Origin of the sequence: Olleya sp. Hel_I_94 (assembly GCF_007827365.1) — a bacterium.
GTDB lineage: Bacteria > Bacteroidota > Bacteroidia > Flavobacteriales > Flavobacteriaceae > Olleya.
Window position 1 is genome coordinate 2,094,045 of the sequence record NZ_VISI01000002.1, and the last position, 26,520, is coordinate 2,120,564.

The window sequence follows — 26,520 nt, forward strand, 5'->3', positions numbered from 1 at the left end:
TATTATGTTTTTAATACAGCTGAGGCAATTAATCTCATAACTCAATGAAAATCCTTCCTAAAAACTTTACCCTTATCTTTTTAATTTTCATAGTGTTAACGAGCTGTAAAAGTAAAAAAGAAACACCTATATCCGATTTTAAGTCAGTCAAATTACAATTAACAGATAACCAATTATTAGACACCATACAAAAACAAACGTTTGATTATTTTTGGGAAGCTTCAGACCCAAATTCTGGTTTAGCCAGAGAAAGAGTTCATATGGACAACATCTATCCAACTACTCCAATTAACACAGTAACAACTGGAGGAAGTGGGTTTGGATTAATGGCTATTTTAGTTGGGATAGAAAGACAATGGATTACAAGAGAGCAAGCATTGGACAGATACTTAAAAGCTATTACATTTTTAGAAACAGCCGATCGATTTCATGGTGCTTGGCCACATTGGCTTAATGGTGAAACCGGAAAAGTAATTCCCTTTAGCAAAAAAGATAATGGTGGTGATTTAGTAGAAACTTCGTTTTTAATTCAAGGACTTCTAACGGTTTCTGAATATTTTAAAAACGGAAACCAAAAAGAACAACAATTAGTTAACAGAATAGACAAATTGTGGAAAGAAGTAGAATGGGATTGGTATACAAAAAACGGAGAAGATGCACTATACTGGCATTGGTCATCAGAATATCAATGGGAAATGAATTTTCCCGTTGGAGGCTACAATGAATGTTTGATTATGTATGTACTAGCAGCTGCTTCGCCAACACATCCAATCAAAAAATCAGTATATGATAATGGTTGGGCTAAAAAAGGAGACATTGTAACATCAGACAGCATGTACGATATTCCTTTAGTCTTAAATTACTATGAACATGATGACTCACCTATTGGCCCATTATTTTGGGCACACTATTCCTACCTTGGTTTAAACCCAAAAATAATTAAGGATAAATATGCAGACTATTGGCAATTAACAACTAATCATGCAAAGATACATTATCAATATGCTGTTAAAAACCCTAACAAATTTAAAGGCTATGGAGACAGTCTTTGGGGACTAACTTCTAGTTACTCCATGAAAGGATATTCAGGACATAGACCAGGAGCAGATTTAGGAGTCATTAGTCCAACTGCTGCATTATCTTCATTTCCATATACGCCTAAACAAAGTATGCAAATGCTTAGATATATGTATACAAAACAAGATACTTTAATCGGCAAATATGGTCCTTATGATGCTTTTAGCATAGAACACAAATGGTATTTGCCAAGATATTTAGCTATTGATCAAGGACCAATTCCCATAATGATAGAAAATTATAGAACAGGCTTATTTTGGAAACTATTTATGGGTAACAAAGATTTACAAAACGGACTTGCCAAATTGGATTTTAGCCTAAAAAACATAAATTAAAAATGAAAAATATACACTTCATATTAATCACAATAGTCCTATTGTTTTCTTGCGCATCAGATGATGGACCAGGTTACCAAGAGCCTTATATTCCTAACAACAATACTCCAGTTATTGAGCCATTAACGGATCAAGCCTTGATGGATTTAGTACAAGAAAAAACTTTTAAATACTTCTGGGATTTTGCAAATTCACCGTCAGGAGCAGCTAAGGAACGTTATCATCCTAGTAACCCTTCATTAAACCAAAATATAGTTACTACAGGAGGTAGTGGTTTTGGATTAATGGCGATTATTATTGGTATTGAAAAAGGCTATATTACAAGAGACCAAGGCGTACAAAGATTAACTACTATACTCGACTTTTTTGAAAATGCAGATCGTTTTCATGGTGCTTGGTCACATTGGATCGATGGTAACTCAGGACAAGTCATCCCTTTTAGTCCTGAGGATAATGGTGGAGACTTAGTAGAAACTGCATTTTTAGCACAAGGACTAATTTGTGTCCAAGAATATTTTAAAAATGGATCAACACAAGAACAAACCCTAGCAAACCAAGCAGATGTCCTTTGGAAAGGTGTAGAATGGGATTGGTACACACAAGGTCAAAATAAACTATATTGGCATTGGAGTCCAACAAATCAATTTGCTTTAAACCTAGAGTTAAAAGGCTATAATGAAACACTAATTGCATTCATACTTGGCGCAGCTTCACCAGATCACAGCATATCAAGCTCAGTATATACAGATGGCTGGGCTTCTAATGGAACTATAGTAACTGCAGACACACAATATAATATCCCTACGGTTTTAGAACACGCAGGATCAGGGACTGGACCTTTATTTTGGGCACACTATTCCTATTTAGGATTAAACCCAACAAATTTATCAGATCAATATGCAAATTATTGGACTTTAAACAAAAACCACACAGACATTAACTACGCTTATTGCGTTGATAATCCTTTAAATTATTTTAAATATGGCACAGATTGTTGGGGTTTAACAGCCAGCTACTCTCGCAATGATGATGGTACCATTGGATATTTAGCACATCAACCAGGAAACGATATTGGAGTAATATCTCCAACTGCTGCGATTAGCTCTATACCATATACACCAGAAAAATCTTTAGCAGCAATGCAATTTTTTTATAGTAAAAGTGACATTTTACTGGGACCTGCAGGTTTTTATGATGCCTTTAGCCCAAAAGAGGATTATTGGGTAGCAGACGCTTATTTAGCGATAGATCAAGGTCCGCAAATAATTATGATAGAAAACTACAGGACTGGACTAATTTGGAATTTATTTATGCAAAATCAAGACGTTCAAAATGGTCTAAACACACTAGGCTTTAACTATTAAAATCATTTAAAATGAAATTAAAAATAGTATTACTAATCCTTTTTGTAAGCATTACTACATTGGTTAATGCACAAACCGAAACTTTTACAAAAAAATCCTACATCAAAGATAATGATACCTTAAATTACCGGTTATTGCTACCTAAAGATTTTTCAGAGGACAAACAATACCCTGTAGTTTTGTTTCTTCATGGCGCAGGAGAGCGTGGCAATGATAACACAAAACAACTAGCACATGGTAGTAAATTGTTTTTAAGTCAAGAAGCTAGAGACTCATTTCCTGCAATAGTGATTTTTCCTCAGTGTCCCAAAAATGACTATTGGGCTAATGCAGAGGTAGACAGGACTACCTATCCTTTAACAATTACGTTTCCATCTGACCTTCCTCCTACCAATGCATTAAATCTAGTTATGCATTTAATGGAAGATATGACTAAAAAATCTTATGTAAATAAAAACCAAATATATGTTGGTGGACTATCAATGGGAGGCATGGGAACCTTTGAAATTCTTTACAGAAAACCAGACCTTTTTGCAGCAGCTATCGCTATTTGTGGTGGTGGCAACCCAAATACCGCAAAATTATTTGCCAAAAAAGTACCAATGTCCATTTATCATGGCGCAAAGGATGATGTTGTAAAACCGCAACTATCCTTAACAATGGTTAACGCTATTTTAGAAGCAGGTGGCACACCAAACTTTACATTATACGCTAAAGACAATCACAATAGTTGGGACTCAACTTTTGCTGAAACAGAATTATTATCATGGCTATTCTCTAATACAAAATTAAAAAATGAATAAACTATTTAACTTTAAAACAGCAACTATTATATTGGTTACTGCAACCTTTATATCTTGTAACACTAACAGTAAGAATACCAAAAAAGAATCAGAAAACCCTTTTGAGGCACAAGTAGATTCTATCCTAAATTTAATGACTATTGAAGAAAAACTTGGTCAACTAAATCTACCTTCATCTGGAGATATCACTACAGGAGCATCTGAAAGTTCAAATGTTGCTAAAAATATTGAAGAAGGTAAAGTTGGAGGTCTTTTCAATATAAAAACTGTAGAGAAAATTAGAGAAGTTCAAAAAATAGCTGTCGAAAAAAGTAGACTAGGTATCCCTTTAATTTTTGGAATGGACGTTATACACGGTTACAAAACAACATTTCCAATTCCGTTAGGGTTATCTGCAAGTTGGGACATGGAAATGATTGAGAAAACAGCAAGAGTTGCAGCTACTGAAGCTAGTGCAGATGGAATCAACTGGACCTTTTCTCCTATGGTAGACATCTCAAGAGATGCACGTTGGGGAAGAGTATCTGAAGGTAGTGGAGAGGACACGTATTACGGAAGTCAAGTAGCGCGAGCGATGGTAAGAGGTTACCAACAAAACGATTTAACCGCTAATAATACACTATTATCTTGTGTTAAACATTTTGCGCTTTATGGAGCCTCAGAAGCTGGTAGAGATTATAATACTGTAGACATGAGTCGTATTAGAATGTATAACGAATATCTTCCTCCATATAAAGCAGCAATTGATGAAGGTGTTGGATCTGTAATGGCATCATTTAACGAAGTAGATGGTGTTCCTGCTACCGGAAACAAGTGGTTATTAACAGATTTATTAAGAGATGATTGGGGATTTGATGGCTTTGTCGTAACAGATTATACAGGAATAGAAGAAATGGTTTATCATGGTGTTGGAGACTTACAACAAGTATCTGCTCAATCTTTAATAGCTGGCTCTGATATGGATATGGTTGCTGAAGGATTTTTAAACACACTAAAACAATCTTTAGAAGATGGTAAAGTATCTATCAACGATATTGACACTGCTGTTAAACGTATTTTAACAGCTAAGTACCAACTAGGATTATTTGATGACCCATATAAATATTGTGATACAAATAGAGCTAAAACAGAAATTTTTACTCAAAAAAACAGAGATTTTGCTCGTACAGTAGGCGCAGAATCCATGGTACTTTTAAAAAATGAAAACCAAACATTACCTATAAAAAAATCTAGTACAATTGCTTTAATTGGACCATTGGCCAATACAAGCGTAAATATGGCTGGTACTTGGAGCGTTGCTACAGATCAAGAAAAATCTAAAACTGTTTTAGATGGTTTAAAATCGGTAGTTAACGATAAAGCTAATATTTTATATGCCAAAGGAAGTAACGTAGATTACGATTTAGAACTTGAAAAAAGAGCTACCATGTTTGGGAAAGATATTCCGCGTGATGGAAGATCAGACAAACAATTATTGGACGAAGCGTTGGCAATAGCTAAAAAAGCAGATGTTATTGTTGCAACATTAGGCGAAACAGCCGAGTTTAGCGGAGAAAGCAGTAGTCGTACTAATTTAGAAATTCCGCAGGCTCAAAAAGATTTATTAAACGCCTTATTAAAAACAGGTAAACCAGTTGTTTTAGTTTTATTTACTGGTAGACCACTAGTTTTAGTCGAAGAAAACGATACCGTTCCTGCCATTTTAAATGTATGGTTTCCTGGTAGTGAGGCTGGTTTATCAATAGCAGATGTTTTATTTGGAGATGTTAATCCATCAGGAAAACTAACAGCTACCTTTCCAAGAAACGTTGGTCAAATTCCTATTTTTTATAATCATAAAAATACAGGAAGACCTTTAGGAAATAAAGAAGGTAAATTTGAAAAATTTAAAAGCAATTATATAGATGTTAGAAACGAACCTTTATATCCTTTTGGTTATGGTTTAAGCTATACCACGTTTGAATATAATAACCTAAAAATTAACAATTCCACTATTACAATGGATGGAAAAATCAACATAACTGTAGACGTAACAAACACTGGAAATTATGATGGAAAAGAAGTCATACAGTTATATATTAGAGATGTTGTAGGCTCTGTAACAAGACCTGTAAAAGAGTTAAAGGGTTTCAAAAAAGCATTTATTAAAAAAGGAGAAACTCAGACGGTAAGTTTTGATATTTCTGTTGAAGATTTAAAGTTTTATAATTACGATTTAGACTTCGTGGCAGAACCTGGAGACTTTGAGATTTTTGTTGGTACAAATTCGGATGCATCCTTAAAGACTTCTTTTAAATTAACTAAATAATTTCATTAATGAAAAAAACGATAGTTACTCTATTAATATGCTTAATCTTTACTGGGTTGCATGCTCAAAATATATTTTCGCCTTCAAAAAATATTAAAGTAACTTTTGATATAAACAAAAAAGGCCAACCTACATATCAAGTCTTTTACAAAAACAAAGCTGTTGTTTTACCTAGTACAATGGGTTTATCCATTAAAGATGCAGAGGATTTAACACATAACTTTGAGGTCGTTAATACTGAAAACCTTTCTTTTTCTGAATCTTGGCAACCGGTTTTAGGAGAGCAATCCTCAATTTTAAATACGTACAATCAAACCCGAATTTATTTAAACCAAAAAGAGACCAATAATAAGCTGAATATTGTTTTTAAAATTTATGATGAAGGTGTTGCTTTTAGATATGAGTTTCCGTTGGACAACACTATAAATTATTTTACTGTTTCTAACGAGAATACACAATTTAATCTAACCAATAATCATGAAGCATTTTGGATTCCTGGAGATTATGATAGTCAAGAATATGCCTATAATAAAACTAAAATATCAGACATTGATAATTCAAAAATAGACTTAAACAATGGTGTTGGATTAAAATCTATTACTAGTCAATATCGTGTACAATCACCGTTAATGCTTAAATCTAGTGATGGCTTATATATTAATATTTTTGAAGCAGCTGTTGTTAATTATCCAATAATGCATTTGGATGTTGATGTAAATAATTTTCAATTTACTTCTAACCTAGTGCCAAATGCATTAGGAGACAAAGCCTATTTAAGAACACCTTCTGTATCACCATGGAGAACACTAATGGTTAGTGATGACGCTAGAGATATTGTAAGTTCTAAAATGATATTAAATTTAAACGAACCTAACAAAATTGAAGATACCTCTTGGATTAAACCTATGAAGTATATTGGGATTTGGTGGGAAATGCACGTAGGATTATCTACTTGGGATTATGCTGGAAGTCAAAATGCACAAAATGCTGGTACTGCATTTGGCGAAATGATTCCATCCGGAAAACATGGTGCTACCACAGAAAACACTAAAAAATATATTGATTTTGCTGCTAAATATGGTTTTGATGGCGTTTTAGTAGAAGGTTGGAATACTGGTTGGGAAGATTGGTATGGCAAATGGAAAGAAGATGTTTTTGATTTTACAACACCATATCCTGATTTTGATATTGAGGCAATTTCAAAATACGCTAAGTCAAAAGGCGTCAAAATGATAATGCATAATGAAACCTCTGGATCTGTTGCAAATTACGAACGTTACTTAGATCGCGCATTCATGTTAATGCAAACGTATGGTTATCCTGCAGTTAAAACAGGATATGTTGGAAAAATAATTCCGCGTGGCGAGTTTCATGATGGACAAACGATGGTTAATCACTTTAATTTTGTCGCAGAACGTGCTGCAGATTTTAAAATTATGATTAATTCCCACGAAAGTGTTAGACCTACTGGATACAGCAGGACCTATCCCAATTATATTGCTGCGGAAGCTGCTAGAGGAAACGAATTTAATGCATGGAGCAATGGTAATCCACCAGATCACGAAACCATTTTACCTTTTACACGTTTACTTGGTGGACCAATGGATTACACGCCTGGCATATTTGAAATTAAAATGAATACTTACGATAGCACTAAAACAGAACAAGTACATACCACTATAGCAAAGCAACTAGCTTTATATGTCACTATGTATTCGCCTTTACAGATGGCAGCAGACTTACCTGAAAATTATCAAAAACACCTTGATGCATTTCAGTTTATAGTCGATGTACCAATGGATTGGCAAAACTCTATTTACTTAGAAGCAGAACCAGGAGAATATCTAACAGTAGTAAGAAAAGATAAAAACACAGAGCGTTGGTTTTTAGGCGCTATAACTAATAAAGACCCTAGAAAAACAAGTATCTCTTTAGATTTTTTAACTACCGGAAAAAAGTACAAAGCAACCCTATATCTAGACGGTAAAGATGCAGATTGGAAAGACAATCCTAAAAGCTATCAAATTATAACTAAAGAAGTCACTAGCAAATCTGATTTAAAGTTAAAGCTGGCTCCTGGTGGAGGAGCTGCAATTAGCTTTGAATTGATAGATTAATACATATAAGACAACAGATTTATGCAAAAATCAAATATAATTATAAGAAGCCTTTCGCTTTTACTAATAGCAACAGTAATTTTTTCTTGTAAATTAGAAAAAGACAATCAAACTACAGAATCATCAAACGCTAGTAATGGTAATAAAAGAGATTACAAAACTTATTGTAATCCAGTAGACATAGATTATTCATACATGTCACATTACAGAGCAGAGAATAAAGTGTCTTACCGTTCTGGTGCAGATCCTGCTTTAGTAAATTTTAAAGGCAAGTATTACATGTTTGTCACACGCTCTCATGGGTATTGGATGAGTGACGATATGAGTAATTGGACTTTTATAACACCTCAAAACTGGTATTTTAAAGGTAGTAATGCTCCTGCAGCAGCTGTAAAAGACGGTAAAATAATAGTATATGGCGATCCTTCTGGAAGAGGTCCAATTATAGAAACTGATAATCCAGAGTTAGGCGATTGGAAAACTAAATATGCGGTTTTAAATCCGCCTGGAGGCATTCAAGATCCTGATTTGTTTGTGGACGACGATGGTAAAGTATATTTATACGAGGAGTCCTCTAACCTCTATCCAATTCGTGTGGTTGAATTGGATGCTGATAATTATTACGTCCCAAAAGGAGAGCAAAAAGATTTATTTAATTTGCATCCTGATAAATATGGTTGGGAACGTTTTGGACAAGACCATAAATCAGACATCGAGCCTTATTTAGAAGGTCCTTGGATGGTAAAACATAATGATACCTATTATCTAGAATATGGTGCACCTGGCACACAATGGAATGTTTATGCTGATGGTGTAAGAACTAGTAAAAGTCCGTTTGGTCCTTTTGAGTATGCACCTTATAATCCAATATCTTATAAACCAGGTGGTTTTTTAAAAGGTTCTGGACACGGAAGCACAGTAAAGGATAACAATGGTCAATATTGGCATTATGCAACTATGGCAATTTCTGTAAACTATAAATTTGAACGCAGAATAGGTATGTATCCTGCAGGTTTTGAAGACAATGGTCAAATGTATGTTAATACTGCTTATGGTGATTACCCACACTTTTTACCTGACACAAAGGTTGACAAGCATAAAGAGCGTTTTACAGGTTGGATGCTATTGTCTTACAATAAACCAGTAACCACCAATTCTGGATTAGTGACAAAAGAGATAAATGTTGTGGATGAAAGTGATAGTGGTTATATGTTAGGTCAGATTAGAGAATTTGATATTTCTAAAATTAATGATGAAGAAATAAGGTCTTATTGGGTATCTGAGGTTAATGACGATTCTATTTACGTTCAAGTTGATTTAGAAAAGAAAATGAGCGTTAAAGCCATTCAAATTAATTTTCAAGATTTTAATAGCGACATATATGGAAGACCAGACGATTTAAGACAGCAATTTGTTATTGAAGGGTCAATTGATGGTAAATCATGGCAAACCATCTCAGACTACTCTAAAAACACTCGTGACATGCCTCATGGTTACATTGAACTAAACAAACCTATGAATGCAAGGTATGTTAGATATAATCATGTGTATTGTAGCAATAACTATTTATCAATTTCTGAATTTAGAATTTTTGGAAATGGTTTTGAAGCTGTACCGCAAACACCAGCTAATTTTAAGGTAGAAAGACAAGCGGATCGCAGAAACACCAATTTAACTTGGGACAAGGTAGACAATGCGACTGGTTATGTTATTTATTGGGGAATTTCAAAAGATAAATTAAACCTTTCTGCATTAATGTACGATTCGCCTAATTACGAATTAAGAGCATTAACAACAGACCAAAGTTATTACTATCAAGTAGAAGCTTTTAATGAAAATGGAATTTCTGCTAAAAGTGAAATCTTATTTACAGAATAGTTTATCATTTAAAAATTGTTAAAAAAGCCACTAAGTATAGTGGCTTTTTTTTATGTCTTCTACTTTAGCATTCTAAAAACTTCTATTAATTAGCTTTAATCAATAGCGCTAGAGCAATCTAAATCAACACTATAAACAAAAAAATCCGATACATTTCTGTATCGGATTTATAACTTGCTCCTCCTCTTAGGCTCGAACTAAGGACCCTCTGATTAACAGTCAGTTCAAGTTAGGTTGCAGATTGTTGCTTTTGATTTCAAATGACTGATATACAGTCTTATATGTTTTTAACATATTTCTCTTAGTTTCTTTTAGTTACCTAACATCCCAAAAATGTTTGACCTATGTTTGACCTAGATTTTTAAGTACTCCTAGTTTTATGCCTTCCTCTATATCTAGCGTTAGGCTAATTTCTTTAAAATTGAAGACAGTAAATGTTTGACCTAAAACAAATTTGTCTCTAACTAATTTTCTTTCACAGTATAGATAATCGTTTAACTTCTCTATCAAACTATCTAAATCCTTCAGGTCTAATTCAAATATCATACCTGATAGTATATCACCATTATACTGTAGTACTATATTTCGCAATAACTTCAATCCAAAAATTGTTTTAAAATCATCTTTTATGTACTCATAGTTTTCATACTCTAAACCTTTATAGAAAGTTGATTTCAAAGTTTGAAGATTAAATTCGTTTAACTCATACTGTTCCCCAATCTTAAAGCGAAATTCTTTTAATAAGGAATTACACATACCTTAATTAAAAGTATATTGATACTGATAACTTTGTTGGTTTATAGTTTCTTGATGCACATTAATACCATCTAAAAAACCATAAAAACGCATTTCAACTTGAGATGAATCTTCAATATAAAATTCTAACTCAAAGCTTACCGCATTCTCTGGAATTTCTATACTAACTATATTTTGAGTATAATCGAAATCTGAATTAATTGTTGACTCTGTGCCATCTTCTAAAGTCAATATAGTTGTTAACCCTACAGACACCCAACTTTCAAGAGTTCCTGTTGTAAACTCTACTATATGAGATTGACTAATTTGTTGTTCTTCTCCCTGATTCTCATCATCACTTGAACAAGCTACTAATGACAAAATCGCTATTAATGTTAAAAACATATTCTTCATAATTTATTATTTATTGGTTAATTGATTTTTTATTAAAATGGTAAGTCATTATCTACTTCATCTATAAAGCTTACTGGTTCTTGCTGCGCTAGTGTTTGAGGTATAGGTTGTTCACTATTTACAAGCTCTATTCTCCAACCTTGAATAGCATTAAAGTATTTAGCTACTCCCTCAGGGTTAATCCACTCTCTACCTCTTAAATTAAGGGCTATTTTTACTTCTTGACCTACAACAAAACTATCTAGTAAATCACACTTATCTTGTATGAACTCTACTAAAATATGTTGAGGATACTGTTCTTCTGTAGTTACAACAACCTCTCTTTTTCTAAAACCATTGCTACCTATATTTTGAACATCATTTAAGACCTTTATTTTCCCTGTTAATTCCATAGTTTTTATTTAAAATGGTAATGGTAAAATGTATTTATAATACAAATCCATCTCCTTTGTGTTTTTCTTAACTTTTGGTTTAGCATCTAATTTCTCTACATGCCAACCATATAAATGATGTTTATACTCTTTAGTGCCTTCTGAATTTTGCAGCTCTCCTCCTGTGAGTCTTGCAAATACTTTTACAAACTGACCTACACTTAAATTATCTAAGTGTTTTACCCTTCCATCTGTAAAAACCACTTGAAGTTCACTACAGCAGAAATCATCAATTAACAGTACTATTTTACGTCTTGTGTATGCTCTTGTATTTTCAGTTTTTTTATAAACTTCTAAATCATCTATTGATTTGATTTTTCCTTCAAAGTGGATAGCTTTAGCTTCTTCTATAATACCCATGTATTTAAGTGTGTACTTAAAATCTTCAGGGTTTAATGTTAGTTCATCTAATTCTAAACGATAATGGGTAAGCTCCCTACTATCATAAAATACAGAAGAAAATAATTGATATTCATTTTTGTTTTCTACTTGATATGAAAACCAATTTTCAAGTTTCAACACACTGTCTTTAACTCCGTTATAATTATCTAATTGTTGCCTAAAGTAAGCTTCCTTTTTATACAGCCTTAATAAAATATCTAACTTACCATATAAGACCTCAAAATCCTTTTTCATTAATACCTCTATCGAATTCAGTTTAGAAGCATATCTTTTATCTTCTAGTATTGTAACCACATCATCATAGAAACCTCTGTACCTTTCTAACCATAGCTCGATAGTCTTCATATTGCAAACACTTTTAAAGCTGAATGCATTGTATTCACAAATCGGATTGGAATCATTTAGATGTTTGCTATATTCTGAAATGCTTTCTTGGTTTTCATATTTGTTAATTTCATCCATTCTCTTCTATACCTTTATTTATAAGTGACTTTCAAAACGAAATTTTTTGAGATAGTTTTTTAGGAATTCAATAACTTCAAACTGTTCATTCTCCATTATAAATAATGATTGTTCTTCTGATGAAATAATAACGAAGTCTATTTCATTAACTTTTGTAGTTAGTATTCTCTTGGGAAACAAAACATCTACTTTTTTAGTAAAAAGGTTCTGTTCAGAAATGGTTAAATGGTCAACAACTATCCTATACGGAACTTTGAGCCCTTTAAATGTTCCGAAAAGGAATGCTAAACTGATTAATATGTATATAAAATTACTTGTTAGATTACCATCACTATCTACATCCTTAGAACTCTCATGTAAAACTACTAAAACTGGAAATGCAATCAAGGCGACATAGAAATAACTAGATATAAGATATTTGTGCAACATCTTTAAGTGATTTACATTTCTAAAAACTAGCTTATCTTTAGAACTCTTACCCCTATCTAGTTCATAAGAACAAAAACTATCTGACTCTAAATTTATCTGCTCTTTAATATTACTCAATTTATGTTCTAAACTGAAATGAAAATCAGTTTCTGTTATTCCTGTATTTTGAAATTTTGAAATTTTTACTTTCATAATATTTTATTTATAAACTTGAAATTGCCATAAACACTTATAGATAATAGATTTAACAAACATACTTTTTTTATCATTTATGATAACCATAACAGCTTACTTAATTATCATTTTTGACAACTAGATAATGTATGTTTTAAAATGGACGATAAAGACCAACTTCAAATAGCAATTGGAAAGCGAGTTAAAATGTTAAGAGAAGAGCAAGGTATTGCTCAACAAGACCTTGCTGCCAAATGTAATATTGAAAAATCTAACTTTAGTCGTTTAGAAGCTGGTGGAACCAACCCTACTTTATACACCTTAAAAAGGATTGCTGATAATTTAGGTATCACTTTATGTGATATTGTAAACCTTGAAGATAAAAAGTAAGATTTAGCTATTAATATTAATCTATAGGGCTTACAAACAGTAATTTTTTACTTAAAAAGCCTACTCACACACTCTTTTATACATAAACAAAAGACAAAAAGTCCCACTTGTTCCAATTCACTATATATAGAAATGGAAAAAAGAGGACTATTTTATCAATCCATTATCACTAAAACTATAAAAATCATCTTTAGTTACTATTAAGTGGTCTAACAGCACTATATCTAGATACTGTCCTGCTTGTTTTAGCTTTTGTGTTAAATTCTTATCTGCTTCACTTGGCTGAAGGTTTCCTGAAGGATGATTATGTGCTATTATAATGTTTGAAGCATTACACTTAAGAGCAACGCTAAACACTAATTTTGCATCTACCACAGTAGCAGAAACACCTCCTTTAGAAAGCGGATAAACACCTAATATTTGATTACTCCTATTCATCATTAGTACCTTAAACTCTTCTTGTAATTCTATTGTAGAATCACTCCAACAAGCTCTTATAATATTATAAGACTGTTTACTATTACTTATTTTTAGTCTATCCCCATTATTGTTTGAGTATGATACACTTATTTCGGAAATTTTCATAATGAATATATTTGTTATTAGAAACCTCAACACCTTACAAAATTCATTTATATCTACTTACACCCACCTTCAAGATTAATAATATATCCTTATAGTAATAAAGTAAACTCGCTACAGTTATACTATCTTTTATTTATGAAGGTATAAGCAATCAAGCACAAAATTGTAAGGGTATTTTAAAACTCAAAAAACAAAGCCCAATCTATTTACATAGACTAGGCTTATATTTTTACTCTGCATGCTCAAGAATACCATTCTGTGAAAACACATCAGAATTAGCTATAATATTATGTTTAGGCATAAAAGTTTCTTGCTTTGGCTTTACAGCATCTTCTGTAACATAAACCCATCTGTGGGATAATGTAATTTCCTCTCCTGTTTCCTTTACAACATATTCAAAAGGCTCACAGTCTTCTTTAATGATGCTTCCTGGCATTTCTGTACCAATAAGCCCAGTACACACCTGCTCATCAAATGTTGAAGGTATATAAGCTTTCTTAGCAGTAGCATAAAAGTTTCCTGTAACTTTGCTTAATACCATTTCAATTCCTCCTTGTAGTTCCAGAACGAAGAATGAAGTACCATCCTCTTTCTGTCTCTCTTTGTAATTTACGATTCTAACCATTTTTCTAAAAGTTTTTGAGTTGTAGTATACCACACACAGAAAATCAATTACCAACAGCATATAAATCTCAACTATCACCTTGAATTTATTAACTCTGCCAGAAAATCTTCTTTACTATATAAAGTGGTAGGGGCATCTTTATCCCCAGAACTTAGTGGGGGTTTTGCATAAGGTATCTGGCACTCTCACAAAGCATTCCAAAAAAATATTTTATAGATTTTTTTTACACCAAAATTTCTAGTTACATTTAGACAATCTTTGACAAGAACTAATTTGACTACCAAATGATACTCTCAGAATTACTAAAATCCAAAAGGGAATCTAAAAACCTATTAATGCGAGAAGTAGCTTCTATGATAAATACAGACACTGCTTTAATAAGTAAAATTGAAAAAGGAGATAGAAAACCTACTAGAGAGCAAATAGGTAAATTAGCTATTGCTTTAGATATAGAACATAGTAAGCTTTTAAAGTTATGGCTGAGCGAGAAAGTATATGAAGATGTAAAAGGAGAAGATTTAGCTATAGACGCCATTAAAATAGCCTTAAAAAGAATTAAAACAGAAGAAAAGAACTAACTGTATGCCAACATTAAACTGGATAGGAAAAGAAAAAGTAATCAACCATCACCAAGATGTACCCTATAAAACATTAGAGCCTCAATACACCTTTACTAATGGTAAAGAGAGTAAAGATGCTACTTCAGAAAACAAAATTATACATGGGGATAACCTGGAAGCCTTAAAAAGTTTATTGCCAGAATATGAAAGTAAAATTGATTGTATTTATATTGACCCACCTTATAATACTGGTAATGAAGAATGGAAGTATAATGATAATGTAAGCCACCCTAGATTTAAAAAATGGTTAGGTGAGATTGTAGGTAAGGAAGGAGAAGATTTATCGAGACACGACAAATGGTTATGCATGATGTACCCTAGACTTAGATTGATAAGTAAATTATTATCTAAAGATGGTGCACTAGTAATAAGTATTGGCTACCATGAAATAGCTAATTTGACAATTCTTTGTAAAGAAATTTTTGCCACTAGACAAATTATTACTATTACAATACAAACTTCTGGAGGAAAACCATCTAAAGGCTTTAATTATCAACATGAATATTTAATTTATATAGTTCCAAAAGATTTTAATCCGAACAACCTAAAACATTCTGGAGGGAAGTCTAGAAGCCCATTTGAAGGACTAACTTTAGCTACATTTGATAAAATCCAAAGACCTAATCAAACTTACCCAATTTTTGTTAACCTTAAGGATGGTAAATTACATTCTACCGGAAAATCTCTACAGGAAAGAATAGATACAGGAGAGTATACAAAAGATAAGAAGTCTTTTATATATAATTATAATGAAGCACCTGAAGGTACTTGTGCTATATGGCCAGTAACAAGTAAAGGAAAAAATTGTGTATGGAGATTAATATCATCAAGACTTCAATCAGATTGGAAAAAAGGGTATATAAAAATAAGTCCGAATCGTTCTAATACGGCTAAAAATAAATTTAGTATTCAATATTTGCCAAGTGGAGTTATAAAAAAAATTAATTCAAAAATATTAGAAGTCACAGGAACTGAAAACAATTCTCCGACATTAGCATTTGGTGATAATAAAACTGAAGGAAGTCAAATCCCAACACTATGGTTAGAAAAGGATTTCTATACTGTTAAAGGAACCAATTTACTTAAAGATATTTTTAAAGAAAAAATGTTTGATTATCCAAAATCACATGAATTAATTGAGGAAATAATAAGGTCAATCTCACATCCCAATTCCATTGTTCTAGATTCCTTTGCAGGTTCAGGTACAACTGCTCACGCAGTTCTAAACCTTAATAAAGAAGATGGTGGTAATAGAAAATTCATTTTAGTAGAAATGGAAGATTATGCTAATACCATTACCGCAGAGCGTGTAAAAAGAGTAATTAATGGTTATGGAGAAGGCTCTAAAGCTATTGAAGGTACTACTGGAGATTTTACATACTATGAGCTAGGAGAACCTTTATTTTTAGATAATGGTTTTTTAAATGAAGACATTGCCTTAGATAAAATACTAGAGTATGTTTGGTATAGTGAAGCCAAAACACCTTTTACTAAACCTAAAGAAGATTATCTATTAGGTGCTAAAAATGATACTGCTTATTATTTCTATTACCAAAAAGACAGTATAACTACTTTAGATGAAAGCTTTTTAAGGTCTATAAAAACTAAAGCTAGTCAGTATATTATTTATGCAGATAATTGTTTGCTAGACCAAAGCATAATGGACAAGTATAACATTGTATTTAAAAAGATACCAAGGGATATAACTAGATTTTAAGATATGGATGAAAGTTTAAATAAGTTTATTTTATACACAGCTCCTACAGGAGAAGTAAGAGTTGATGTGTTATTACAAAATGAATCTGTTTGGTTAACTCAAAAAGCCATAGCAGAGTTGTTTGGAGTACAAAGACCTGCAATCACAAAGCACTTGATTAATATTTTTGAATCTGGTGAATTAGAAGAAAAAATGGTTAGTTCCATTTTGGAACACACCACTCAACACGGTGCTATTAAAGGAAAAACACAAAAGACAGAAACAAAATATTATAACCTAGATGCTATAATCTCTGTTGGGTATCGTGTAAACTCTACAAAAGCTACACAGTTTAGAATTTGGGCTACAAAAACCTTAAAAGAATACATCATTAAAGGTTTTGTTTTAGATGATGATAGATTAAAACAAGGGCAAACATTGTTTGGTAAAGATTATTTTAAAGAACTGCTTAGAAGAGTACAATCTATAAGAGCAAGTGAAAGAAGAATCTACCAACAAGTTACGGATATTTTTGCTGAATGTTGTATTGACTATGATAAAAATGCTGACATTACCAAGAGCTTCTATGCTATGATACAAAATAAGTTTCATTTTGCTATAACAGGAAAAACAGCAGCAGAAATAATTTATACTAAAGCCAATAAAAAAGACCCTAAAATGGGACTTACTACGTTTAAAAATAGTCCTGATGGTCGCGTTTTAAAACAAGATGTTGTTGTTGCTAAAAATTATCTGGAAGAAAAAGAGATTAAACAATTAGAAAGAACAGTGACTTCTTACTTTGATTATATTGAAGGTTTGATTGAAAGAGAAAACACCTTTACCATGGCTGGGTTAGCAGAAAGTGTAAACAAGTTTCTAACCTTTAATGAATACAAAGTACTACAAGGAAAAGGTAAAATATCAAAACTTCAAGCAGATAAAAAAGCCATAAAAGAATACGAGGTTTTTAATAAGACACAAAAAATAATTTCTGATTTTGATAAGGAGATTAAGAAATTAAATAAAAAGTAAAAATGGAGTTAAAACCATACCAACATAAAGTCATTAAAGATTTAGAGCATTTTTTGTCTTACACACAAAAAGTGGCTACACCTGCCAAAGCATTCAATCAATATTGGGAAGATAAGTTAGGCATACCCTATACCCCACAATTAGATGGTTCTTTTACAGGTATGAAACCTTATAAGGATAATATTCCAAATGCATTACATATAGCCATAAAAGTACCTACTGCTGGTGGTAAAACATTTATTGCATGCAACGCTATACACACCATAAACAAGCATTTTTATCAAGGTAATGCAAAAGCAGTTGTTTGGTTAGTCCCTTGGTCTAATTTATTACAACAAACAGTAAAAAACCTTTCAGACTCTAATCACCCATATAGAGAAAAGTTAAATAGTCTATTTGGCAACAGAGTTGAAGTGTATGAAAAAGACCAACTATTACAAGGTGCAAATTTCAATCCTACTTCTGTAACAGAACAGCTCAATATTTTTGTTTTTAATTTTAGTAGTTTACGCATAAATTCTAGAAAAAAAGAGGATAGAAAAGTGTTTCAAGAAAATGGCGCTTTAGAGTCTTTTAGAAACACTATTGTAGATAAAGACCTTGTGTTACCAGATACAGATGAAACAGCTTTAATTAATGTTATCAGAAGCCTCAACCCTATTGTAATTGTAGACGAAAGCCATAATGCTGAAAGTGATTTAAGTGTTGAAATGCTGAACAATCTAAACCCTTCTTTAGTTTTAGATTTAACCGCTACACCAAAAGAAAACAGTAATATTATTTCTTTTGTAAATGCATTGGCTCTTAAAAAGGAAAGCATGGTCAAACTTCCTGTTGTAGTCTATAATCATCATAAAAAAGAAGAGGTTATAACTAGTGCTCTACACCTACAAAGGCAATTAGAACTTTTAGCTATTGAAGAAGAAAAACTAACAGGGAAATACATTAGACCTATTGTATTATTTCAAGCTCAATCTAACATAAAAGGAAAGAACAACACTACTTTTCAGAAGATTAAAGAGCAGTTAATAAAAATTAAGATTCCAGAGGAACAAATAAAAATAAAAACTAGTGGCATTGATGAGCTAAAAAGTATTGACCTAATGGCTAAAGACTGCCCTGTAAAATATATTATTACCGTAAATGCTTTAAAAGAAGGTTGGGATTGCCCAAATGCATATATTTTAGCATCATTAGCAGACAAATCTTCCCCTGTGGAAGTAGAACAAATTTTAGGTAGAGTTTTAAGACAACCTTATGTGGTAAAGCATAAAGAAGCGTTATTAAATATGTCTTTTGTGTTAACAGCTTCAGCAAAGTTTAATGAGACCTTAGATAGTATTGTTAAAGGTTTGCAAGAATCTGGTTTTAGTAAAGATGATTATTATGCAGAAGAAGCACCTGAAGAAGAATTAACTCCAAATGAAATACTTACAGATAACTTATTTTCAAATGAACCTGAACCTGACAGCTATGTTAAATCTGATGAAGATTTTGATGTAGAAGCTGTTGAGTTTAATCCGGAGGAAGAAGTTACATTAGACACGATTAGTAAGCAAAATACTTTAGTATCTCATATTACAGAAAAGGCAAAAGTTGAAGGACAAACTTTTGAACAGAAAGTAAATGATATTGAAATTGATGATACTACTTCTATTTTTACAGATATTATGAAAACTGCACCTAAAGTTTATAAACTGGACTCCCAATTTAAAGAAGTTGCAACTACTATTAAATTACCTCAATTCTTTAAAAAAGTGGAAGAAGGAGAGCTTGGTGAGGTTAGCCTGTTTGAAGAATTAAATTCTGAAGACCAATACCTAAATAAGGTAAGTTTACTTGATGGTTTTAAGCTATCTAATTACAGTACACAAGTTACTTTTGATGATATTTCTAAAGAGATATACGCAGTAGATTTTAATGAGCAGAAAAAGACTGCTACTGCACAAAAAGTAAGCAAAAGAGCTAAAGAAATTTTAGTTGACACTATATTATCTAAACCTAAAGCATCACAGGTAAACCAAATTAGTAGCATCATAGTTTCTAAACTTGGAGACATGACACCTATTTCGCAACAAGAATTACAAAAATATGTTAGTCGCGTTTTTGATAATCTATCTAGTGAGCAAATTAGAGATATAGTAGATAATGATTTTATTTATGTAAAAAAGATTAGAGATAAAATCAATGAACTAACAGACACTTATGCTAAAGAGCGTTTTAAAGTTCTTATAGATAGTAATAAGATTATTGTAAAAGACAATTTTGAATTCCCTGAAACATTAACCTTTTTAAACCCTAGTACCACTATTGGCAAATCTCTATATGATAGAGAAGCTAGCATGAACAATTATGAGCAAAAAATGATTATGGAAGTAGCTTCACTTGAAAACATAGTCTTTTGGCATAGAAACCTTGAAAGAGGTAAAGGGTTTGCTTTAAATGGGTTTAGTTCTAACCATTATCCAGACTTTATTCTTTACACTAAAAAAGGAAACATCATACTATTAGAAACCAAAGGAGATGTGTATGATAATGATGACAGTAGAAATAAAAATATTTTAGGTAAGACTTGGGCTGAAAAAGCAGGAGATAACTTTAAATACTTTATGGTATTTGAATCTAAACAGGTTGAAAATACTTATACAGCTAGAAGTGTAATTGAAGTGATTAAAGGGCTATAAAGTAATAGCTATGGGATTTCAATTTTAATAGTAAGATGCCTGCAAGAAAGATATTTTCAGAAAAAACTTTTTATTATATTTTTAAATAGTAATTTAGCTTTTCGATTATGTCAGATTCAAAATTAGAAATAAAAATTATAGAAGATCAACAAGGTGCCCATATTGATTTGGACAACCTATCTGTTGATGCCTCAAAATCTCTTCAAATTATTCTTGAATCATTTACAAGGATTGCACAAGAAGAAAATAATGAAGATTTTAGTATTTCTATAAAAAAAGGAAGTGCATGCATTGCACTTAGTGCTCCCGAAACTAAATTACATATTGTTCATAAAAAAGTAATAGATGTATTGGAGTACAACTCCTCTAATGAAACTTATGTTGAAAGCTTAAAAGCTATTCAACAAAGAGTTGGATTTAAAGATTTTAAATTTGAAATCATATATAGTGATTCTCAAAATAATGAGATTGTAGACTTGCTCCCTGGATTTAAACAGAATAGAAAATTTTCAAGAAAAAAAAGAATTGCAAGGAAGAATCAGCCTTTAAAAATAAAATTTATTCAAGGTAAACTTTACGAGATTGGGGGAAAAAGACCCAATATTCACATTCAGCAAGGATTAGAATCACACAAAATAAAATGTACTGAACTACAAGCTAAAAAAGTTAAAGGTCTTCTATACAATGAAGATGTTATGTTTTCAGCATGGGAAACAATCGGAGCAGATAAAAAAACGGTTTTAACCTATTGTGACAACTATGTAAATAAAGATTTATTTGATGAACTCGAAAGCTTTATGGTCTTAAATTTAAATCAAAATGGAACAAAACCTATAAAAGATTTACATAATATTTTAGTTGAAAATATAAAAATAGCAGACTTTGGTAAAGTAAAAAAAATAATTAAACTTTTTAAAACAGAATTAACTGACGTAAACAGGCTCAGAGCAATACTATTATGTACTAAGCCATTTAAGGATAGAGATGACTTAAACGAGTTATTAATTTCAGTTTTTGATTTAATAGAGAAAAAGTTAAAGAAAGTTTAGTTTATGCTTACAATAGAACAAATAGACAGGAATTTACTAAACATAGATACTGATCAATTGAAGGATAATTTTATAGCAATTGCTGTTCAAGTAGATAGCCATGGGATTGGATATCATTCAGGATTAATCATATCGGTTAATAAAGAGGTTTCGCTATTTCATTATACAGGAAAAGATGTTATGATTGATGCACCTCCAAAAAAAGGTGACTGGGTTTTGTGTAAAGAATTAGACATAATTGATGAGCAATTTTCTTTAGGATTCTTAGCTCATTGTGAATTAATTGCTGAAAACTCAAATCCAACATATGGGTTTATGTTTGAAAACTCTTACTGGAAAGAAGGTGTCTATTTCAGTGAAGCCGAAGTTAATGAAATAACTACTTGTGTTGGTTTTTGCATAAGTACAATATCTGGCTATTTATTAGAAGATCATTTATACTTAAAATTAGATGAGTGGAATATAGATTCTACTGAAAGTTTTAGACAAAAATACTCATCCTTTTATGACAGAACATTAGACAAAATGAAGCTTGATCATCCTGATAAATACGATCATTTTGTTTTAAATTATGTAAAAAGAATAACACCTTCAGAATTAGCTGCATCTGCATTCATTGACAAGACTCCTATTGATAAAGAACAAATTAATAGTATACTGGAAAAAGTAGAACAGAGCATTAGTAATAAAAGATTAAATAGCGCCTAAATAAATTAGGCACTATTTCTACTCAACTCAAAAACCAACGATGTTTAGAATCACCATTGATAGCATTTGCCAGACCTTGAGTAAAATCAAAGGCATTGACATTTCTTGATAGAAAAGAGTCTATGTAAGAGCTCTTATTAGCTCCTGTGAAGAGATTATATACATTCCAAAGGTTAATATCTCCATTCTCGTTTCTACAAAAGCTATCATCTAAATAATAGTCTTTAGCTACTGTAGAAATCTGTCCATCATTAAGCATTAATTCTGGAATTAGAGTCTTTTCCTCTTTAGGTAAAAAGTTATATAGTCTTGCTCTACCTATAAGCTGAGCAAATTGCTGTTCTGTTAAATTATGCTGAGATAACTGCTTCATTTCCTGTAAATGAGATTGTGCATTGTAATTCTCAATTAAGTCCATAATTTTAGACTGTAATTCAGAATAGTTCCCTACTCGCATTTCATCTTGATACCCATCTGTAGAAATACATAGGTTACAACATACCATATTTTGAAAACCTACAAAAAACTTGAATTTCTCATACGTTTTTCTGTTATACAAGTTTTCTTGATTGTAAGCTCTAACACCTCCAACAGTTAATGATACATCATGACCATTTATGTTTTCTGTAATAGATGGTATTCTAATGATAAATGCCATTCTTTCAAAGTACTGTGTTTTCTCATGTTCTAAAAGCTCTTTTACTGGCTTGTAAATTGCTTCAGCAGTTCTGCCTTTAATTTGATGAGAAACTCTAACCTCTGGTACTTCAATTGTATGATGTGAAAACACCTTACCAATACAGTCTTGAGCTATCTCTATAAACTCTTGATGTGCTAATGTCTTCTCATTATCTTTACTGAATACTGGAATGATGCAATCATGCTTTAAAGTAGAAAGGCTAACCTCTTTTGTGTTAGCCTCTATAAATGGGTTATGTTGATATACTTTATTTTTTGAAGGTATTTGCAAAGGATGCACAATTTCAGGAATACCTTCAAGATTATTAAATACTCCTTGACGTTGCTTGTTAAGCTCTGTTACTGATACTATTTCCATTTTGACTAAAATTTTGTGGTTTAACTAATTTTTCTAATAAATCTTTTTTAGCTTGATACAAAGCTTTTAATGGTAACTGAAAACTTGGGTATTCTTTATACAGTTCCATTAACTGACTAACAGATAAACACTCTTCTATTCGCTGTTTTACATCTTCCTCTTTTACAGGTGAAGTACACCATTCTAAAATGCGTTTTCCTGTAGAAGTATTAATCATAAATTCTGGTCTACCTGAAAACAGATTGGTTCTGTCTTTACTCGCTATCGCAAAGTGCTTAATGTCTATATCAAATACTATGGTAAATTCATAAGACACATCATCCCTTTGCACAGCTTTAAGTCCAACTTTTTCAGGTACATATTTTCCATCTTTTTGTTGCAGTACATAATCCTGTTTTGTTCTCATTGTAGCTATAACATGTGCATCACATTGTAAAATCTTATTGATAAATGCTTTCTGCCTTGGAGTTACCTTATTCCAGTTAGCAAAAGAATTACCAGGTAGTTTAGAATGATAATCTAAGAGCTCATCCCACACTTGAGATATAGAATCTAAAATTATCACTTCCATTCCTGCCTTTTCACAAACAGTGATTGCTTCTATGAATTTCTCTGGTGTATAAGGTGGTTGTAATGGCAGTACATTGTAGTTACCTAAATGAGCATAAAGGTCAGCTGAGCCATTTTCTGTGTCTATTACAGCTACTTTTTCTAATTGGTCATTAGTTAGTCCTTTAGCCAATAAAAGAGAGCTTAAACTCTTGCCTGAGCCTGATGAACCTTGCAGAGCCATTTTAATTTTTGCTTGTTGTCTTTCTGATTTTCGTAATTGCATAATTTATGTTTTTGAAGGTTTATATTAATTTGAATTATTTTTAACTTGAATTTGAATGGATTCAGTTTATAATGAAAAAGACCCTCGGTGTTGAGAGTCTTTTTAATAAATTTATGAAGCATATTTCAGCTTGGGCTCTTCGAGTAATTTACCCATTGCATCATCTATAGTTTTATCATCAAACTCTTTTAGATATGCCTTAGTAACACTTACATCATGATGTCCCATGGACTCACCAATTAGATCCGTAGAAATTCCTGCAAACTTTAAATTGGTTGCGAAGCTGTGCCTTATCACATAAGAGGTTACATTTTGTTCTACACCTTGGATTTCAGCTATCTCTTTAAGTTGCTTATTAAATTTACTTATTGTTTTATGCTTTCTGTTCTCTATTTGCATTGGTGTTAACTTGTCTTTTAACAAGATAGGAAATACGTAGTTTGTTTCACTTTTTTGAGTTTTGTAATAAGCTATAATTTCCTTTACAGGTGCTAACATCTTTACTGAAAATCTACCTTTAGTTTTAGAACGAATATATAAAACCCTATCCCCTTGTATGTTCTCCCATTTTAGTTTCATTAGGTCAACAAAATTCATTCCTCCCATATAATAACTAAAGACCATGTAGTTTTTAGCATCAATCAAATGAGGATTTTTATTGGTATCTAAAGCCTCCATTAATCTCATTTCATCTCTAGTTAAAGCTTTTTTTATTCCTTTGCCTTTTAACTTAGAAACCTTATATACTTTAAAAGGGTAGTATTTTTCACCTACAACCCCTTTCTTAATAGCATCGTTAAACAAAGCTCTTAGTTCTCGCATTTTTACTCCAATACCACCATCAGTATTGCCATTACTTCTTAAATAAGTTTCATATTTATCAAGTAAGACAGGGGTTATCTCTCTAAACACTAAATTCTTGTTAGAATGAAACTTAAAGAATGAATTATATACATCTTTATAAGCTCTTGCATTTCCTGTTCTTCCCGCTCTATTCAAATCTGAAATTTTCTCTTTCCAGAATTCAGACACCGTAACCTGTGAAGACTTTCTACCTCTAAACTTAGCTTCAAATTGATTTAGCGTAAAATCAATGTTATCTAAAGCAAACTCATCTATTATTTTTAATGCTTTTTCTTGTAGCTTTAAAAGAAGTCTGTTTCTCTGTGAAGCATTTGGATATGATTTTTTAAACTCGTTCTTTTTAGAGTCCCAATCTTGCTTTTCACAAAGCATCCCTAAAGAGATAAGTTTAGACTTTCTGTCTTTTACTATTCTTAATATTACTGGTAATTCGTTTTGTTTGTTGGGTTTGTTTCTTAGTGTGATATTAATACTTGCCATAATTATGATTTTAAGTATGCGACATTTTCTCAACTATATATTACATATACTATAATGGTTGATAAAATGTCACAATGTTAGTTGGAAATGAATACACTAAAAGCTTTCCTTAATTCGCTTTCTATATTTAGCTTTTCTTTATTTAGATTGTGCTTTAATATCAATGCATGGAGTTTCGTCTTTTCTCTATACTTTGCTTTTCTGCCATTTTGTGTATTAAAAGATTCCCAATACCTCTTACTTAAATATTTATCCAGTGACATCTTATCTTTCCCCTTAACATTTTCATAATTATCTACAATAATTATATCGTTAAATCTCAACATAAATAAATCAAATAGTAGTTTTAGCTTTTCCTTATTAACTAAATCACTTACAGTAATAACACCTATTTTCTTTAGGTCTAAACTCTTATTTAGTGTTAGGTTTACTCTTAGGTAATTTTCTAAACCAAGTCCCTTTTTACTTGCATAAACACAAATAGTATGGTTGGTGTATTCAAACTCCTTTAACTCTGTGTTTTTCTTGTTCTTTTTATTATGATTATAATAATTTAATTTATGCATAAGAATGTTCATTTTTATTAAATCTTTCCCTGCAATTTTTGTTGGTACACTAAAGCCGTAACTAATCTTAGATATTTTAGTTTCATCGGAGTCGATTATATAGCTTTTAAAATTTTCTAAAGCTATAAAGTACTCCGAAAATGTTAGGTTTTTATATTGATGCATATAACCTCTAGAAACATGACGATGTATGCTCTTTAGATTACCAATAATAAATGCTCGATACTTATCTATTAAAGCTGAAACTCCGTTTTGATAGGCTTTTATAGGGTAGCTCTCTTCACCCGTTTTGATATCAACTACTCCTTTAACATCATCAAAAACATTACTTCCTGTAATAAAAAGTTGATATTCTGATTTAGTTTTGTGGTATGATCTTATCATATCTATCATAACC

24 protein-coding genes are annotated in these 26,520 nt (G+C 31.6%); 13 read left to right on the forward strand and 11 right to left on the reverse strand.

From position 1 onward, the window contains the following. The first annotated feature begins 44 nt into the window (after window positions 1–44). The 6 genes from JM82_RS12620 to JM82_RS12645 are packed head-to-tail and all read left to right on the forward strand — an operon-like array spanning window position 45 to window position 9,882. Window positions 45–1,412, forward strand: coding sequence for a glucoamylase family protein (locus tag JM82_RS12620; RefSeq protein WP_145004524.1), 1,368 nt, complete (start codon window positions 45–47; stop codon window positions 1,410–1,412). Window positions 1,413–1,414: 2 nt separating this feature from the next. After that, window positions 1,415–2,776 (forward strand): glucoamylase family protein, encoded by a 1,362-nt coding sequence (locus JM82_RS12625; RefSeq protein ID WP_145004527.1) that lies wholly within the window; start codon window positions 1,415–1,417, stop codon window positions 2,774–2,776. 11 nt (window positions 2,777–2,787) lie between these two features. Next, complete coding sequence (locus tag JM82_RS12630) at window positions 2,788–3,579, forward strand: prolyl oligopeptidase family serine peptidase (RefSeq protein ID WP_145004530.1); 792 nt, start codon at window positions 2,788–2,790, stop codon at window positions 3,577–3,579. Then, a complete protein-coding gene (gene bglX / locus JM82_RS12635; protein WP_145004533.1) occupies window positions 3,572–5,887 on the forward strand; it encodes a beta-glucosidase BglX in 2,316 nt (771 codons plus the stop codon). The genes JM82_RS12630 and bglX overlap by 8 nt, the downstream gene beginning before the upstream one ends. Window positions 5,888–5,895: 8 nt before the next feature. Beyond that, window positions 5,896–8,004: a glycoside hydrolase family 97 protein gene (locus JM82_RS12640; RefSeq protein WP_145004536.1), complete on the forward strand. Its 2,109-nt coding sequence runs from the start codon at window positions 5,896–5,898 to the stop codon at window positions 8,002–8,004. Window positions 8,005–8,025: 21 nt separating this feature from the next. Next, entirely contained in the window at window positions 8,026–9,882 is a 1,857-nt protein-coding gene (locus JM82_RS12645) for a family 43 glycosylhydrolase (protein WP_145004541.1), read from the forward strand. Window positions 9,883–10,224: 342 nt separating this feature from the next. Here JM82_RS12645 and JM82_RS12650 read toward each other — a convergent pair whose 3' ends face one another. The 5 genes from JM82_RS12650 to JM82_RS12670 all read right to left on the reverse strand — a co-directional run bounded on the left by JM82_RS12650 (window position 10,225) and on the right by JM82_RS12670 (window position 12,947). Continuing rightward, window positions 10,225–10,560, reverse strand: a complete 336-nt coding sequence (locus JM82_RS12650) for a hypothetical protein (RefSeq protein ID WP_145004544.1) — start codon at window positions 10,558–10,560, stop codon at window positions 10,225–10,227. A gap of 81 nt (window positions 10,561–10,641) precedes the next feature. Beyond that, window positions 10,642–11,031 (reverse strand): hypothetical protein, encoded by a 390-nt coding sequence (locus JM82_RS12655; RefSeq protein WP_145004547.1) that lies wholly within the window; start codon window positions 11,029–11,031, stop codon window positions 10,642–10,644. Window positions 11,032–11,063: 32 nt separating this feature from the next. After that, window positions 11,064–11,423 (reverse strand): DUF3127 domain-containing protein, encoded by a 360-nt coding sequence (locus tag JM82_RS12660; RefSeq protein WP_145004550.1) that lies wholly within the window; start codon window positions 11,421–11,423, stop codon window positions 11,064–11,066. 9 nt (window positions 11,424–11,432) lie between these two features. Continuing rightward, entirely contained in the window at window positions 11,433–12,326 is an 894-nt protein-coding gene (locus JM82_RS12665; protein ID WP_145004553.1) for a DUF3127 domain-containing protein, read from the reverse strand. 18 nt (window positions 12,327–12,344) lie between these two features. Beyond that, complete coding sequence (locus tag JM82_RS12670; RefSeq protein WP_145004556.1) at window positions 12,345–12,947, reverse strand: hypothetical protein; 603 nt, start codon at window positions 12,945–12,947, stop codon at window positions 12,345–12,347. Window positions 12,948–13,088: 141 nt separating this feature from the next. On the opposite strand from JM82_RS12670, the gene JM82_RS12675 reads away from it, so the two are divergent. Next, complete coding sequence (locus tag JM82_RS12675; protein ID WP_114677285.1) at window positions 13,089–13,319, forward strand: helix-turn-helix domain-containing protein; 231 nt, start codon at window positions 13,089–13,091, stop codon at window positions 13,317–13,319. Between the two features lie 147 nt (window positions 13,320–13,466). On the opposite strand, the gene JM82_RS12680 is transcribed toward JM82_RS12675, so the two are convergent. Both JM82_RS12680 and JM82_RS12685 read right to left on the reverse strand, forming a co-directional pair. Next, complete coding sequence (locus JM82_RS12680) at window positions 13,467–13,904, reverse strand: RadC family protein (protein ID WP_114677284.1); 438 nt, start codon at window positions 13,902–13,904, stop codon at window positions 13,467–13,469. A 229-nt stretch (window positions 13,905–14,133) separates the two neighbouring features. Beyond that, entirely contained in the window at window positions 14,134–14,529 is a 396-nt protein-coding gene (locus JM82_RS12685) for a hypothetical protein (protein WP_145004559.1), read from the reverse strand. A gap of 284 nt (window positions 14,530–14,813) precedes the next feature. On the opposite strand from JM82_RS12685, the gene JM82_RS12690 reads away from it, so the two are divergent. The 6 genes from JM82_RS12690 (at window position 14,814) to JM82_RS12715 (ending at window position 22,321) form a co-directional block, all read left to right on the forward strand. Continuing rightward, complete coding sequence (locus JM82_RS12690) at window positions 14,814–15,107, forward strand: helix-turn-helix domain-containing protein (RefSeq protein ID WP_145004562.1); 294 nt, start codon at window positions 14,814–14,816, stop codon at window positions 15,105–15,107. 4 nt (window positions 15,108–15,111) lie between these two features. Further along, on the forward strand, window positions 15,112–16,866 hold the full coding sequence (locus tag JM82_RS12695; protein ID WP_145004565.1) for a site-specific DNA-methyltransferase: 1,755 nt from the start codon (window positions 15,112–15,114) through the stop codon (window positions 16,864–16,866). Between the two features lie 3 nt (window positions 16,867–16,869). Beyond that, window positions 16,870–17,880, forward strand: a complete 1,011-nt coding sequence (locus JM82_RS12700; protein WP_145004568.1) for a virulence RhuM family protein — start codon at window positions 16,870–16,872, stop codon at window positions 17,878–17,880. A gap of 2 nt (window positions 17,881–17,882) precedes the next feature. Beyond that, window positions 17,883–20,564: a DEAD/DEAH box helicase gene (locus JM82_RS12705; RefSeq protein ID WP_145004571.1), complete on the forward strand. Its 2,682-nt coding sequence runs from the start codon at window positions 17,883–17,885 to the stop codon at window positions 20,562–20,564. Between the two features lie 107 nt (window positions 20,565–20,671). Beyond that, window positions 20,672–21,613: a hypothetical protein gene (locus tag JM82_RS12710; RefSeq protein WP_145004575.1), complete on the forward strand. Its 942-nt coding sequence runs from the start codon at window positions 20,672–20,674 to the stop codon at window positions 21,611–21,613. A 3-nt stretch (window positions 21,614–21,616) separates the two neighbouring features. Beyond that, the gene (locus tag JM82_RS12715; RefSeq protein WP_145004578.1) at window positions 21,617–22,321 is read left to right on the forward strand and encodes a hypothetical protein; all 705 of its coding nucleotides are present in this window, start codon (window positions 21,617–21,619) and stop codon (window positions 22,319–22,321) included. A 22-nt stretch (window positions 22,322–22,343) separates the two neighbouring features. Here JM82_RS12715 and JM82_RS12720 read toward each other — a convergent pair whose 3' ends face one another. The 4 genes from JM82_RS12720 to JM82_RS12735 form a co-directional block, all read right to left on the reverse strand. Continuing rightward, on the reverse strand, window positions 22,344–23,378 hold the full coding sequence (locus tag JM82_RS12720; protein ID WP_145004580.1) for a DUF3871 family protein: 1,035 nt from the start codon (window positions 23,376–23,378) through the stop codon (window positions 22,344–22,346). Then, window positions 23,350–24,213 carry an AAA family ATPase gene (locus tag JM82_RS12725; protein WP_145004583.1) on the reverse strand — a complete coding sequence of 288 codons (864 nt, stop codon included), beginning with the start codon at window positions 24,211–24,213 and terminating at the stop codon, window positions 23,350–23,352. The genes JM82_RS12720 and JM82_RS12725 overlap by 29 nt, the downstream gene beginning before the upstream one ends. Window positions 24,214–24,324: 111 nt before the next feature. After that, the gene (locus JM82_RS12730) at window positions 24,325–25,590 is read right to left on the reverse strand and encodes a site-specific integrase (protein ID WP_261375385.1); all 1,266 of its coding nucleotides are present in this window, start codon (window positions 25,588–25,590) and stop codon (window positions 24,325–24,327) included. Window positions 25,591–25,634: 44 nt separating this feature from the next. Beyond that, window positions 25,635–26,516, reverse strand: a complete 882-nt coding sequence (locus tag JM82_RS12735) for a hypothetical protein (RefSeq protein WP_145004586.1) — start codon at window positions 26,514–26,516, stop codon at window positions 25,635–25,637. Window positions 26,517–26,520 lie beyond the last annotated feature (4 nt).